This window comes from Scopulibacillus daqui, assembly GCF_016908855.1.
Lineage (GTDB): Bacteria > Bacillota > Bacilli > Bacillales > Sporolactobacillaceae > Scopulibacillus_A > Scopulibacillus_A daqui.
The window spans coordinates 91,926-106,319 of record NZ_JAFBER010000001.1 but is presented as its reverse complement, the minus strand read 5'-3'; the positions used below and the strand labels follow the sequence as shown (position 1 = coordinate 106,319).

15 protein-coding genes are annotated in these 14,394 nt (G+C 42.6%); 3 read left to right on the top strand and 12 right to left on the bottom strand.

Going from position 1 to position 14,394, the window contains the following annotated elements; genetic code table 11:
- Positions 1-17 precede the first annotated feature (17 nt).
- The gene (gene fabL / locus JOD45_RS00555; protein WP_205001852.1) at positions 18-776 is read left to right on the top strand and encodes an enoyl-[acyl-carrier-protein] reductase FabL; all 759 of its coding nucleotides are present in this window, start codon (positions 18-20) and stop codon (positions 774-776) included.
- Between the two features lie 65 nt (positions 777-841).
- Here fabL and JOD45_RS00550 read toward each other — a convergent pair whose 3' ends face one another.
- From JOD45_RS00550 to JOD45_RS00540, 3 genes are all read right to left on the bottom strand, one after another.
- Positions 842-1,894, bottom strand: a complete 1,053-nt coding sequence (locus tag JOD45_RS00550; RefSeq protein ID WP_205001850.1) for a tetratricopeptide repeat protein — start codon at positions 1,892-1,894, stop codon at positions 842-844.
- A gap of 64 nt (positions 1,895-1,958) precedes the next feature.
- Entirely contained in the window at positions 1,959-2,228 is a 270-nt protein-coding gene (locus JOD45_RS00545) for a hypothetical protein (RefSeq protein ID WP_205001849.1), read from the bottom strand.
- A gap of 197 nt (positions 2,229-2,425) precedes the next feature.
- Positions 2,426-2,980 (bottom strand): superoxide dismutase family protein, encoded by a 555-nt coding sequence (locus JOD45_RS00540; RefSeq protein ID WP_205001848.1) that lies wholly within the window; start codon positions 2,978-2,980, stop codon positions 2,426-2,428.
- 134 nt (positions 2,981-3,114) lie between these two features.
- Here JOD45_RS00540 and mscL point away from each other — a divergent pair, with 134 nt between their 5' ends.
- The gene (mscL, locus tag JOD45_RS00535; RefSeq protein ID WP_205001847.1) at positions 3,115-3,588 is read left to right on the top strand and encodes a large conductance mechanosensitive channel protein MscL; all 474 of its coding nucleotides are present in this window, start codon (positions 3,115-3,117) and stop codon (positions 3,586-3,588) included.
- Between the two features lie 32 nt (positions 3,589-3,620).
- Here mscL and JOD45_RS00530 read toward each other — a convergent pair whose 3' ends face one another.
- The 4 genes from JOD45_RS00530 to JOD45_RS00515 form a co-directional block, all read right to left on the bottom strand.
- Positions 3,621-4,265 (bottom strand): response regulator, encoded by a 645-nt coding sequence (locus tag JOD45_RS00530; protein WP_205002171.1) that lies wholly within the window; start codon positions 4,263-4,265, stop codon positions 3,621-3,623.
- 23 nt (positions 4,266-4,288) lie between these two features.
- Entirely contained in the window at positions 4,289-5,872 is a 1,584-nt protein-coding gene (locus tag JOD45_RS00525; protein WP_205001846.1) for a sensor histidine kinase, read from the bottom strand.
- 84 nt (positions 5,873-5,956) lie between these two features.
- Positions 5,957-6,622 (bottom strand): zf-HC2 domain-containing protein, encoded by a 666-nt coding sequence (locus tag JOD45_RS00520; protein ID WP_205001845.1) that lies wholly within the window; start codon positions 6,620-6,622, stop codon positions 5,957-5,959.
- On the bottom strand, positions 6,612-7,193 hold the full coding sequence (locus JOD45_RS00515; RefSeq protein ID WP_205001844.1) for an RNA polymerase sigma factor: 582 nt from the start codon (positions 7,191-7,193) through the stop codon (positions 6,612-6,614). The genes JOD45_RS00520 and JOD45_RS00515 overlap by 11 nt, the downstream gene beginning before the upstream one ends.
- 196 nt (positions 7,194-7,389) lie before the next feature.
- On the opposite strand from JOD45_RS00515, the gene JOD45_RS00510 reads away from it, so the two are divergent.
- On the top strand, positions 7,390-7,677 hold the full coding sequence (locus JOD45_RS00510) for a hypothetical protein (RefSeq protein ID WP_239548975.1): 288 nt from the start codon (positions 7,390-7,392) through the stop codon (positions 7,675-7,677).
- Between the two features lie 35 nt (positions 7,678-7,712).
- Here the strand turns inward: JOD45_RS00510 and JOD45_RS00505 are convergent, their stop codons facing one another.
- The 5 genes from JOD45_RS00505 to JOD45_RS00485 form a co-directional block, all read right to left on the bottom strand.
- The gene (locus tag JOD45_RS00505; RefSeq protein ID WP_239548974.1) at positions 7,713-9,209 is read right to left on the bottom strand and encodes an o-succinylbenzoate--CoA ligase; all 1,497 of its coding nucleotides are present in this window, start codon (positions 9,207-9,209) and stop codon (positions 7,713-7,715) included.
- Positions 9,210-9,352: 143 nt separating this feature from the next.
- Positions 9,353-10,171 carry a 1,4-dihydroxy-2-naphthoyl-CoA synthase gene (gene menB, locus JOD45_RS00500; protein WP_205001843.1) on the bottom strand — a complete coding sequence of 273 codons (819 nt, stop codon included), beginning with the start codon at positions 10,169-10,171 and terminating at the stop codon, positions 9,353-9,355.
- 72 nt (positions 10,172-10,243) lie between these two features.
- Positions 10,244-11,062 carry a 2-succinyl-6-hydroxy-2,4-cyclohexadiene-1-carboxylate synthase gene (gene menH, locus JOD45_RS00495; RefSeq protein WP_205001842.1) on the bottom strand — a complete coding sequence of 273 codons (819 nt, stop codon included), beginning with the start codon at positions 11,060-11,062 and terminating at the stop codon, positions 10,244-10,246.
- Positions 11,055-12,818 carry a 2-succinyl-5-enolpyruvyl-6-hydroxy-3-cyclohexene-1-carboxylic-acid synthase gene (gene menD, locus JOD45_RS00490; protein ID WP_205001841.1) on the bottom strand — a complete coding sequence of 588 codons (1,764 nt, stop codon included), beginning with the start codon at positions 12,816-12,818 and terminating at the stop codon, positions 11,055-11,057. Before menD ends, menH begins: the two co-directional genes overlap by 8 nt.
- Positions 12,818-14,221 (bottom strand): isochorismate synthase, encoded by a 1,404-nt coding sequence (locus JOD45_RS00485; RefSeq protein WP_205001840.1) that lies wholly within the window; start codon positions 14,219-14,221, stop codon positions 12,818-12,820. Before JOD45_RS00485 ends, menD begins: the two co-directional genes overlap by 1 nt.
- Positions 14,222-14,394 lie beyond the last annotated feature (173 nt).

Genomic DNA, 14,394 nt, shown 5'->3' with positions numbered 1-14,394 from the left:
TTGTCGAGGTGTTTAACATGAATGAAAAGGTCGTATTAATCACTGGAGGAACAAGGGGAATTGGCAAAGCCATTGCTGAAAAATTTGCAAAAGAAGGCTGCAATCTTGTTCTTAACTATATGAGAAAGAGAAAAGCCGCTGAAGAAACAAAAGAAGAGCTGGAACAGAAGTATCAAATAAAAGTACATACTGTTAAAGCAAATATCGGGGAAATTGAGCAAATTCGTTCATTATTTACCGAAATAGAGGAGACATTTGGGCGGCTCGATGTGTTTGTCAGCAACGCTGCCTCCGGCGTGCAAAGACCGGTAATGGAAATTGAGGAAAAGCATTGGGATTGGACACAAAGCATTAACGCTAAAGCCTACTTCTTTTCCGCCCAAGAAGCTGCTAAAATGATGGAAAAAAACGGCGGCGGGCACATTGTTGCTATATCAAGCCTCGGATCAATCCGCGCTTTAAAAAATTATACTGCTGTCGGCGTATCAAAAGCGTCATTGGAAGCAATTACAAGATACTTGGCGGTTGAACTGGCGCCAAAAGGCATTGTCGTCAATGCTGTTTCCGGCGGTGCGGTAGATACTGATGCTTTAAAGCATTTTCCGAATCGGGAAGAAATACTTGAAGCCGCTGAGAAAAAGAATCCAGCCGGCCGGCTGGTGCAGCCCGAGGACATGGCTGAAGCCGCTTATTTCCTCTGTACCAAATCAGCTGATATGATTCGCGGCCAAACAATCATTGTCGATGGCGGTCTGTCATTATTAAGCGAAATGTAAGGGTCCTAATAGCTAGGACCCTTTATTTTTATCCTTTAAAGTGCAAAAGAGCCATTGCATCCCAATTATTCCTTTACAAAGACCGCGTTTTCTTTATGGCACTTCATCATAAGCCTTGTATATTCTTGTACGAAATGAGGCTCATTTTTCATTTTAAAAAAAGGAATCGCTTCATTCTCCAAATACTTATACAGCATCATTCCAAAACCGTCTGTAAGCTGATGATATAATATTTGAAAGTGGTAAGTATAATCGATAAGCTCATGACGCCGGGCATATTGCAGCCCTGCGTCGCACCATTTCAACGCCTCTTTGTGCTTTCCGGCCGATATTAGCGTTTTCGTGATTTCAAATGAAGTCTCGGCTCTTGCCAAATATTCTCCTATATCGATCAACTGCAAGCTTTTTTTATAATAGTTAATTGCCTTTCTTGATTTTCCTTCTATTGAATACAGATCCCCTAAATGATGATATGACGTATGTATTAACTGCCTATTGGAAGTATATTTTGCAAGCGTTACTGCTTGCAGGTAATGATGTTCACTGACAGCTGCTTTCCCCTTTTTCTGGTAATTAACACCTAAGATGACTTTGCATTTGGCAGCACATTCTAAATATTTTTCCTTTTTGAAAGCGGACAATGCCAGCCTGGCAGCATATATGGAACGGTCTATTTTATAACATCGACTTAGGGAAAGCCCATAATGATAGTAAAAATCTGCTTTCTCAACATTCGTTAACGACTTGAGAAAGGGTATAAAAGCTTCTGCTTTTTGATAAAAACGGATAGCGCCGGCATCGTTTTTTTTAAACTTATGGCAGCAGAGGCCTCTGAAAAATAGAAAATAGAAATAGTATAAGGATGTTTTTTTATGAGTACGGTTAGCAATACATTCATGAAGAATTTGTTTGCTTTTCTTAAATTGATTCAACAGCAGGGTATATCTTAAATGGAATAATTTATAAAAGCCGGCTATTTGGCCATCATATTTTGAATGTAATTCGCTTTCAATTTCTCTTTTTATTAAAAATGCTTTGGCATGTTCAGGCTTTATCATCGCATGGTGCCATTGCCTAAATTTATCGATAAATATATTTGCGGTTGGCTGACCGCGCAATCGCAAGACCTCCCTTCTCTTTCTTCGCCTTACTAGGTTGTCATTCAATGAGCTATATCTGGCGCTAATTCATCTCGTTCAATCTTTGTTGTACGTGGTCAATTTTTTCATGCAAATATTTCGTGGCATGATCTAAATAACTGACTGCCTGTTCAGGGTCGCTTAATCTCATGTAAGCACTTAGAACTTGGTCGCCCAGAGAAGTGTCACCGGCTCCCTGAATAACCTCCAATACCAAGCGCCCTACTTTATCCGGTTCCTGGTCCATTAATATCGCTGTCTTAAACTCCCTGATGATTTCCGTTAAAATTTGCAACCGCTCAAGTTCATTCAATTTCCCTAACCCTCGCTTATTCAAGTTTCCTGGTATTATAAAAAAATTCTCAGCAACTTAGACGAAGATTCATCTCAGCCCGCTTTATTTCTGCCTCTGCATCGGCAGTTTTTTCTTTAATAAATATAACATATATCCCTCACTCATTCATAATTAATGCAAAATTAAAGCGCCTCACTTATCGTGAAGCGCACGTATTATTTTATGACCCCGCACATCACTCGATTGCCTGATTTTCCAACCGGATTTGATTTAAGGTCATCACCATTTTCATCGATAATCAAAGCTGAGCCGTCAGCGTCTCTTAGTGAATTTTTTTCGCCTTTTTTAAGGGTTACTCTTGGATTAACGATCGTTGTTTTAACTGTGCCGCTCGTATCTGCAAAAATGTTGCGCATATCACCGGCATGGGGACCATTCGGTTTTTCAAGCCCATGTTCTTTATTGAATGGATTAAAGCGGCTGCCTGATGATGTGAATCCCGGCGGTTCGCAGACACCTTTTTCATGAAAGTGTACAGCGTGTATTCCCGGTTTTAAACCAAAGGCATTTATATGGACATTAACCCCTTTTTCATTTTCTGTTAAAACAGCTTGTCCAGCTTGCTGTCCATTTGAATTTTTTAGAGGAATAACTAATTTAGGTGATGTCTGCTTGTGCTCACTCGCTTGTGCCAAAAACGGAAAATCGTACCTAATGAATACAAAAACGGCTATAACAATACCGCAAAAGACATATAGCCCATTCTTCATTCATTTCCCTCCTTCGTTTGTTAGTGTGCGCAAAAATTTTTGGTAAATACACCAAACCATTCAATTTATAAAAAACGGAATTGCATTTGAAATGACAAGCGTCTTCACGTATTATTGGGAGTTGAGGTGATTTCATGTTCAAAGGATTTAAGGAATTTGTAGCGCGAGGAAATGTCGTCGATTTAGCGGTCGCTGTTATTGTCGGGGGAGCATTTGGAAAAATTGTGACATCTCTCGTTAATGATATTATCATGCCGCCAATCGGCTTATTGCTCGGCAAAGTAGATTTCAGCAATTTGTATATTAATTTATCCGGCAAACATTACTCCAGTTTGTCTGCTGCTCAAAAAGCGGGCGCACCGACAATTAATTACGGACTTTTCATTAATACAGTCATCAACTTTCTCATCATTGCTTTTGTTATATATTCAGCGCTTAGAATTATTGAGAAGCTTAAGAGGGAAAAGCCTGAGGAAATTTCAACAAAAGCCTGTCCTTATTGCTTAACCGACATTCCCTTGGAAGCTGTAAAGTGCCAGCATTGCACCGCAGACCTGGCAGTGGAAATCAGCCGGCCTATCGAAGAATCGCGCAGAGAAAATATCTAATCTGAAAAAACTCGCCATAATCGGCGAGTTTTTTAATCGAACCATCGCTGTTTGATGGCATAAAGGGCTGCTTTTGTTCTATCATGAAGGTTTAATTTGCCCAGAATATTGCTGACATGCGTTTTAACTGTTTTTTCTGTAATAAACAGCGCTTCTGCAATTTCTTTGTTGCCTTTTCCAAGCGACATTTGTTTCAGCACTTCTTTTTCGCGGGGCGTCAGTGATTCAAATAGTTTTTTCGAATCCTCATTTTCTTTCTTTTCAGAGGCAACGTGCGTTAACAGCATTTGCGTGGCTTGCTGATGAAGTTTCGTTTCCCCGCGGTGAACATCCATAATCGTTTGGACCAGATCATCAGGTTCAATATCTTTAAGTTGATAGCCATTTGCGCCTGCCTTTAACGCAGGCAAAACATGCTCTTGATCAGAAAAGCTTGTCAGAATAATAATTTTAATATCCGGGAGGCTGGCGCGAATTCTCTTAGTTGCTTCAATGCCATCCATGCCGGGCATAGCCAGATCCATTAAAATGATATCAGGGTGGGCGGTTTCAGCTAATTTGACAACCTCTTGTCCAGAAGCAGCCTCGCCGACGATTTCAATGTTATCTTGAATATTAAGAAAAAAACGCAGACCCTTTAATACCATTGGGTGATCATCCGCAAGCAATACTTTTATTGTTTCCAGTTGCCATCCCCTCCTTATTCGATCATTTGCAGAGGAATTTGAAAAGTGATGACTGCCCCCTCGCCGGGACGCGCCTCAATGTTAAACTCCCCATTAAGACCTTCAATTCTCTCACGCATTGTTTTAAGCCCCAGCGTCGAGTTTTTTCTTAGCTTCTCATTTAAATCAAATCCGATACCATGATCCGCCACACGAACAAAAAGGTCTGATTCTTGAGCTTTAATAACGATCTCGGCCTGATCTGATTGACTGTGCTTGCTAATATTATTAAGCGCTTCTTGGAGAACGCGCCATACCGTTTCTTTGACGGCGGCAGGCAATTGGCCAAGATGTTCACTTGTTACAGTGAGCCTCAATCCCAGTGCCTCACCGTAAGTTTCCGCGGCCGACAGCAGCCCGTTTTCTAAACCGTGCGGACGCAGCTGCCAAATCATCGCTTTCATTTCTCCCATCGCTTCTTTGGCAAGCGTTCGGATATCATCCAGAGCTTCGGCCAGCATTTCCTCATGAGAATCTTTAATTTTCAGCGCCCCTTTTGCCGTTAATGATAAGGAGAACAGCTTTTGACTGACAGCGTCATGCAAATCTCTTGCCAAGCGGTTTCTTTCCTCGATAATTTGAATGTGCTGATTCTTTTCTTGAAGACGAAAATTTCCTATCGCCAATCCGATGTGTTCGGCAAATGCTTTTAAAACTTCCGGAGTGACATCTATATCTTTGTCCAATGCTAAATAACCGTATAATGCTGAACCTGCTAAAATAGGAACATAATAAGAAGGATTTTGGATGGGAAAATGATCGTCGTTTTCAACTTTGGCTTTATACACGCCCAATGTCTTAATATCGGCAAAAAGTGAAGATTTAACACTGAATCCGGGCTTATCCTTTTGCTTTCCATTATCATAATAAGCGGCCAATTCCATTCGGCTGTTTTTTTCGATGAGCAGCGCACATTGCCTAAATCCAAAGATTTTAACGGCATGGCTTACCGTCCTTTTATAGAGCTCATCTATATTGGCTGATTCCCAAATCGCTCTGCTGGCTTCATCAAGCTTGGCATAGTCTTCCGCACGTTTTTGCTCTGCCTCGAACAGCTTCATTTTTTTAATGGCGGTGCCGATTTGATAAGCGACAGACTGAAGTAAATTCAATTCATACTGGTCAAAGGTATCCCGGAAAGGCGCGGTAACATTTAATATACCGAAATGCTCTCCGCCCGCAAGTATCGGGACGGTCGCATGATGGGTAATGCCCCCTGTATCTCCCGCATGACTCTTCTCAGCATCTTCAATCCGTTTGCAATTAATAATATTCACCGCTTGTGTTAATTTCTGATCCCAGTATTGCGACAAACAAAAGCATTTTCCCGAACACATCGGCTTATAGTGATCTTTAGACAGGGCTTGGGGCAGATTCTCCCCGGCGACAAATTGATAATCCGGCTCTTCGCCGGCAATAAAAATCCATCCTGTTGACAGACCGGTTATTTCCAAAAGCTTTTCAAGAACATGCTGAAGCATCTGCTTCATATCATTTGATCTATTTAAAGTCTCAGCAATCACTTTTAGAAGGTTCACTTCATCCACGAATGACTTCATTGAATCACCAGCTTTTCCTTTAGTGCCAGGGTACAGTCACCTGATTGAATCAAACAATCAGATTTGGTTTCATTTATTTATATATTAATGGTTCGCCGTGCTGTTTCGGTCTTTTGGCTTACTTGAAATGAAGATATGATCAAATTTATCAATCTCCTTATGCTTAATATGCATGCGGCCTATCCCTTGATTTAATTTTAAAACACCGGCATTTTTCTTTTGGCCGTTCGCGATATACCATACTTGATATTCATTGCCCCGCATAGGTTTTAAACCATCAACATAGATAGTGGTTTCCCGGGCCTTTCGATTGATTAAGGCATAGCTGTCCACTTGACTGTTGTGATCGGGGACGGCTTTCGTACTGATATTTCTTAAAACAGCCTGCTGTCCATTAAATATGCCGGTTTTGGAGGCAAATGAATGAATTTCTGTCTTATCAAGAATAAGCGAAAAAAGAATAAAGCAGAGGAATCCTGTGGCCATTGCCCACGGCTTTTGCAGCAAAGCGTCCCGTTTTCCGCTTGGGCCTTTAGAATGTTTGGCCGTCCATTTTATCCGCCATTTGACTTTTGCAGAAGGCTTAAAGCTCTCATATGAATCATCGCTTAAAACTTTCTGCCACTCAACAATTTTTCTTTGGCATGACTCGCAGAATTGTAAATGTTCTTTCAGTCTTTGGCCGTTTTCCAAGTTTCCGAGAACATAATCAACCAGTTCCTCCTCCGGCCAATGACAGTCAGCTCTCATGATTATGATCATCCCTTAGCGTTTCTTTTGCCTTGCCGGCAACAAGCTGTTTTTTTAAATTATTCAATCCGTATCGAATTAAAGACTTTATTGTTCCTAAAGGCTTATCCATTTCAACGGCAATTTCTTTCTGAGTCAGGCAGCCAAAATACTTTCTGTCAAGCGCATATTTCTGCGCCTTTGGCAATTGTTTAATCGCATTCTTAAGCATTTCTCTGTCAAGCTTGGTTATAATTGTATCTTCAAGAGCGGTTGTTGAAGTTGATCGTTCCGGCTGCATCCCGCCATATATTATACGGTTCGCTCTTCTTTTTCGATCTAAAAACCTGCTTTTTGTTTTAACGGCAAGCCAAGCTTTGACACTTCCCCTTTCAGCATCATAGCTATTCGCCCGATAAAAAACTTCGACGAATACATCATGGCACAAGTCTTCCGCTTCAGACTTGTCTTTCGTTAACGTTAATGCTGTTTGGTAAACGAACGAGGCATATTGTTCATAGAATTGATCGAAGGCAGCCGCCTCTCCTGAACTCATCCGCTGTAAAAGCTTTTCGGGATCATTGTTCTCCATCCCTTTCACCACCTAACTGTCCCAACAAATCATCTTTCATTATGCCCCCAAATCAAAAGATTGTCTAACGAATTTAGCGTATAAATTATTGTACTTTTATTAAAATTGACCTATAATTTATTTCTAATTGATATAAAAGCGACTGGCAAAACGAACTGAAAATATCAAGCAATTGCTGCCTAAGGGGAGTGAAATGATGTCTATCAGCATCCTGGCCTGCATTTTAATTGGAGCGATCCTCATCATTATTGGAGGCCTCATTTATATAAAAAAACAGCTCAGCTTTATAAATAATGAGAAACCGGTGATAGAAAAAGGAACAGCACGACTTGTTAGAACGATTGGTATTGTGATCGCCATAATAGGGATATTCACATTATTTGCCCCGCTGTTAATCTATGTTATCGGCACTGATTATTGGGTTATTTATGTCGCGATGGGAATCGTTATTATCTTGCTCATAACGATCGCCAGATTAAAATAAACACCGGGCATTTTTGTCCAGTGTTTATTTTACAACTATGATTTTAAATGATCCGGGAGCAAATCGTACAGATGTCTCCTTAATAACTTTTTTGAAGCGTTTCTTGGCAATCCATCAACAAAAAAGATATGCTTGGGCGTTTTATAGCCGGCCAAATGCCCTTTGCAAAATTCAATAATCTCCTCTTCTGTTACAGCATACTCTGGATCCTTTAGCTTGACAAAAGCGGCCGGCACTTGTCCCCATCGGGCATGGCTGACGCCTATGACGCCTGACTCAGCAATTTCTTGATGCTGCAACAAAACCGCCTCGACTTCAGCCGGATAAACATTTTCGCCGCCTGAGATAATTAAATCCTTCCTGCGGTCAAGCACATATAAAAATCCGTCTTCGTCCAAATAACCGATATCTCCAGTATACAGCCAGCCATCTCTAATGGCTTCTCTCGTTGCCTCAGAACGATTAAGGTAGCCTCTTGCCACATTCGGTCCTTTGACAACAATTTCTCCTTCCTCATTCGGACCCGCCGCCTTATGATCTTTCATAATTCTAATTTCGCAAGGAAACAGCGGTTTGCCTGCGGAACCAAGCTTTTCAAACATGTATTCTGGAGACAAGGTGACAATTTGCGAACCTGTTTCAGACAAGCCGTATGATTGAAAGACAGGTATCCCTTTATCTTTGCACGCTTCGAGAATAACCCTTGGTGCAGGCCCTCCGCCTAAGAGCATACATCTTAACGTATTGGGATAGGATCCATCTCCCAATTTTTCAATCATTTGTGTCAGCATGGCTGTCACAACGGATACCATTGTCACACCGTCTTTGATAATGGCTTGATTGACCGCTTCAGGATCAAAAGAAGAATGTATAACAACCGGAACGCCATAAATGACGTTTTTCATTAGCATGGATAAACCGCTGACATGAAAAAATGGAACAACCGCTAACCACTTATCATTATTTTCAATCCCTAAATTTAACGCTGAACCAATGGCACTCCACCAATGATTATTGTATGAGAGCATGACTCCCTTCGGATGCCCTGTCGTTCCTGATGTATATATAATGGTATGAAGATCATCCATATTGACATGAGCATGCAGTGTCCAGCTTGCTTCTGCCTGGCTTTCCAATTCGCGCATCGACATCATATTAAGCTTTGGGTTAAGTTTCTTTATTTCTTGAGCGCGTTGACGGTAGGCTTCATCATAAATTAAGATGGCTGCCCCGCTGTCTTCTAATTGCCATTTTTGTTCTTCTGCAGACAATCGTGTATTCAGCGGAACAGCAACAGTCCCTAAATACGGCATAGTATGGTATAGCCTCACCATATCAAGCCCGTTATTAAATAGCAAGGCAATTTTGTCCTGTTTATCTATGCCTATTCCCGACAACTTGAGAGATAAAGATCTCACTTGCCGATTTAGTTTGCCGTAGGTGACCGTCTCTTCTTTTGTGCAAAACGCAATTCTGTCTGGCGTTAAAAAAGCTCTTTGCTTAAGCCAGTTGGGCATTTTTTGGTCAATCATCACAAGAACTCCTTAAATACTTAAAATGTAAAACAAAAGCTTGATGTAACATCAAGCTTTTGTTTGTGCAGCCTATTCGGATAATGTTCAAAAAGCTGGAGAAAAAACCCTGTTTGTCTTCTTGAACAATCTGGCTTTACGGCTTATGGGAAACGCGGGAACTTCGAGAAGTCCGGATTCCTTTTTTCTTTAAAGGCGTCGCGGCCTTCTTTTGCTTCATCCGTAGTGTAATACAATAACGTTGCGTCGCCGCCCAGCTGCTGCAAGCCGGCAAGTCCATCAGTATCCGCATTAAAGGATGCTTTGAGGAAACGGATGGCTGTAGAACTTTTTTCTAGAATTTCGTTACACCATTGTACTGTTTCTTCTTCAAGTTTTTCTAATGGTACAACCGTATTGACAAGACCCATTTCTAGAGCCTCTTGCGCTGAATATTGGCGGCATAGATACCAAATTTCACGGGCTTTCTTATGACCGACAATTCTTGCCAAATAATTGTTGCCGTAGCCGGCGTCAAAGCTGCCGACTTTTGGTCCGGTTTGTCCAAAGACAGCATTGTCTGCGGCAATAGTTAAGTCACAAACAACATGAAGAACGTGACCGCCGCCGATAGCGTATCCGGCAACCATCGCAATGACCGGTTTTGGAATCGCGCGGATTAGCCGCTGTAAGTCAAGAACGTTAAGGCGAGGGATATTGTCATCTCCTACATATCCGCCGTGGCCGCGAACTTTTTGGTCGCCGCCGGAACAAAACGCTTTATCTCCAGCTCCCGTTAAAATAATGACGCCTACCTCGCTGTCATCGCGCGCTCTTGAAAAAGCGTCAATCATTTCAGCAACTGTCTTCGGCGTAAAGGCATTATGAACATGCGGGCGATTCATCGTAATTTTGGCAATGCCATTGTATTTTTCGAATAAAATCTCATCATATGTACGGACCGTTTGCCAATCGTATCCCATTCATTCTTCCTTCCCTTCCTAGGTTTTTTGCAGAGATCATTTCACTGATTGCTCACGTGCTGCCAGCGATCTCTATAAAGTGGATTTAAAATCATCCATTACTATTTTATCAAAAATTTGCGGTTGTTCCACATGTATTGCATGACCAGCATCTGGAACAATATGAAATGCGGCATTTGGCATCCTTTGAGCCATCGCTTGACCAATGTCCACAAATTTTTTGTCCAAACTGCCGACAACAAGCGACACACGGCTTGATATTGTCCTAATATCATTCCACAGCGGCGGCTGAACGCCGGTCCCCATGCCGCGCAAACTGTTTGCCAAGCCTTTTGCCGTTTGGTTAAGACGCTCCTGCCGTATCTTTTTCCGAACAGATTCAGGAAGCGTCTCTTGGGTTTTAAAAAGGGGTATTTTTTCCCATTCGTTGATAAAATTCTCAACTCCGTCAGCTTCAATCCGGTCAGCCAACTCGTCATCGCGCTGCTTGCGGCCGGCGCGATCCCGTTCTGTGCCGAGCCCGGGCGAACTGCTTTCCAGCAATAGCCTGCCTGTTTGCTCCGGGTAATAGATTTTGATAAATAAAGCCAGCCTGCCGCCCATTGAGTAGCCTAATAAATGGGTTTTCTTAATGTTCAATTGATCCAAAAGCGCCATAATTGAAGCGGCCTCATGTTCCATTTTATAGCAGCTGACATCATCCGGCGCAATGGTTTGACCGTGTCCAACGATGTCTATCGCAATCACTTTAAAGCTTTTTGACCACTTTTCCACAAACGGCTCCCATGTCCCCATCGAACCGGTGAAGCCGTGCAATAATAATAAAGGTTCGCCATCTCCTGTTACCCGAACCGCGTGCTTAACGCCTAATGTTTCAATGTGTTCAATCATCTTGATCAGCCTTATTCATCATATTGCGGACAGCTGCTGTCATGCGTTCCCATAATTGCTGATGTTTTTCCGTATTATCCGCACGATCCGTTTGCACTTCGATCATTTTTAAGCCTTTGGTCAATAATGCATCCTTACACGCTTTTCGAAAGGCTGGCCATGAGTCGGCTTTTTGATATGACATATTGTACAGTTTTGCCACGAGTTCAAAGTCTAAATCGGTCGGTGTGCCAAATAATTGTTCAAAGTCGTTCGCCTCTTTTGCTTGAGGCAGAAATGAGAAAATCCCGCCGCCGTTATTATTCATCACGATAATCGTTGCATTTAACTGATGAAGCTTTCCGGCAAGCAGTCCATTCATATCATGATAGAGGGACAAATCACCGATAATGAGAAAAAGGTTTTCTGCGGCGGTGCTGGCGCCAAGCGCTGTTGAAACAACGCCATCAATGCCGTTCGCGCCGCGATTTGCCATCGTCATTATTTTTTGCGGTTGATTTAACAAGAACGTATCCAAATCTCTGACGGGCATACTATTCCCAACAAAAACAGCGGCATCCTTCTCTTTTATGCTGGCCAGCAATTCTGAAACAGCTTGTCCTTCAAACCAATGGGCTTTATCAATAAAATCCAAAACTTCCTGCTTGGCCGCTTGGTTGATGTTTCTCCAAAGACAAAGCCATGAATTCTCTTCCCGGAAAGCGGTTATCTTGTCCAGCAAAGCATCGCACAATCGCTTTGGCTCCGCATAAACCATATCTGTGGCCAAATGAGTCGGTTCGCGCCATTCCGGGCTTTCATCGACAACCATATAATATTCCGGCTGCATTGTTTTTAAATATATTAAAAAGGATTTAGCGACAGGCATGGCCCCAAACCGAATCACAACTTCCGGTTGAAGCCTTTTAATGATTGTGCTGTCACGCAAGAAAGCATCATAACAATCAATGATGTTTTCCTTCGAATGGCTGCCTGAACGAAGCTGGGAAAGCGGATCAGCTAAAACCGGATAGCCTAAGCGTTCACTAAGCGAAACGATATTTTCGGCTAATCGGTCATCTGCCTGCGGGCCAACGACAATCAAACCTTTTCTGCGGCTTTGGATGATATTCAAAAGCGCTTCTATTTGATTATCATCTAACTGATAAGAACCCGGTGTCCGCAAAAAATGTCCTTCGCGGATCAATCCGCTGTCCCAAAGACGCTCTATTGTCAAATCAGGAATCAGCGGTTCACGGAAAGGAAAATTCAAGTGGACAGGCCCGGATGGCTGAACTTGGGCAGTCATCACGGCACGTCTCGCTGAAACTCTGGCATATCTCAGCATCTCCTCATTGTCGCTTGGCAGCGGCATTTCTTGAAACCATTTCACGTGGTCACCGTACAATTTGATTTGGTCAATCGCTTGAGGCGCACCGACATCTCGAAGTTCATGGGGCCGATCTGTTGTCAAGACAATTAAAGGCACCCTCGATAATTTCGCTTCCGTAATCGCCGGGTAATAGTTCGCTGCAGCCGTCCCTGATGTGCATAACAAAGCCGCCGGCTCACCCGCTTTACTCATTCCTAACGCAAAGAAAGCCGCCGAACGTTCATCGATATTCATCCATACTTTTATTGAGGGATGACTATTTAATAGGATAGCGAGCGGTGTTGAACGGGAGCCGGGACTGACAACGACATGTTTGACGCCGGCCCGGTTCAGCTCATCAACAAAAGCCGCACAGAACCTCGTCAATTGTTCTTGATGACTCATTATTCAAATCCTCCTAGTGCTGTTATCATCGGGCGGGCTTTCATTTTCGTTTCATTCAGTTCACTTAACGGATCAGAATCGGCAACAATACCGCAGCCGACAAATAGAGTCGCAGTATTTCCTTTTACGAGGGCTGAGCGAATCGCAACGCTGAATTCACCGTCTCCCCGGCTGTCAACCCAGCCCAGCGGCGAGCCGTACCAGCCGCGCTCATAAGTTTCATTTTCTCTAATCCATTTCACGGCTTTTTCCTTAGGTTCACCGCCCAGAGCCGGAGTCGGGTGAAGTTTATCGACAAAGGCGAACAAGGTGATATCGTCATTTGCTTCAGCCGAGATGGGTGTGTAAAGGTGCTGGACATCTTTTACTTTATATAGAGCGGGCGCCGGCGGCTTGTAAACTGATCGGCACAGCCTTTCCATGACATCCGATATCATATTGACAACCGTTTGATGTTCAGCGAGATTCTTCTCATCATTTAACAGCGCTTCACCAAGCTTCTTGTCTTCTTCCATTGTTTTTCCACGGGCAATGGATCCCGCTAAACACATGGTTTTAATTTGATTCCCTGACTTTTTAATTAATCGCTCAGGCGTGGCGCCAATAAATGCACTGTCCCCCCGCTCAACCGCAAATATAAAACTGTGGGACTGTTTTTCTTGAAGCCTTTCAAGCACTTCTGTTGTGTCAAACGGCGTTTCACGGGTAACGGTTAATGTTCGAGACAAAACGACTTTCTCCATAGCCTGCCTTTTTATATCTGTAACCGCTTTTTCTACAATATCAAGCCAGCGTTCTTTTTCATTTTCTGTAATGTTAAGCGACTCTTCTATATGGGCATCTGATCTTTCTTGACATTTGGAAGTTAATTCATTATATTTTTCTATCATTTGCCTATATAGCCGATCAATATCTGTTTGTTCATTAACTAATGCGCTAAACGTCAAGTAATAGTTATTTTGCTTCTTTGTCAACAAGAACTGCGGGACGATACATTCATTTTGACGGAAGTTGTTCCATAATGAAGTTTTTTCCCGCCATGGGTCAAAAGAAAAGCCGCCCATCAGTACAGGACCTGTACCGCGTACTTGTTTGTCTCCAAATATAAGCGCATCTTCCAATGTCTCTTTCCAAGCTGTTTCCACAGCAAGCGTTCGGTTATCTATACCGGCAGCATATGTTGCCGCCGCACCCGCTCCAGCCAATACCATGTCCTGGCCATCAGACCAATACATTCGAGACCCTCGGAACGTATGTCTGCCGTTTTCAAAAAAGTCAAGAGGGGTGACTGTTTCCTGCAAGCGTTTCGTAAAGCTGACTAAAATTTGTTTTGACAGCTTTTGCGCTTTTTGACAACCTTCTTTAAGACAATCTAACCATTCAAGTTGTTTTTCAATAATCATCAAATCAACTCCGTCACATTGGAAAACGACCGGTATCGGCCGGTCTCACTTTTTAAGAATACACTTGTTATTTTTGGGGTGTCAATCATCCGGCATTCCCCATAAAATGGTACATTGCGGGACGTATTCATAACTGGAAATTCAATTTAATATCATTTTAATTAGTGAATGTC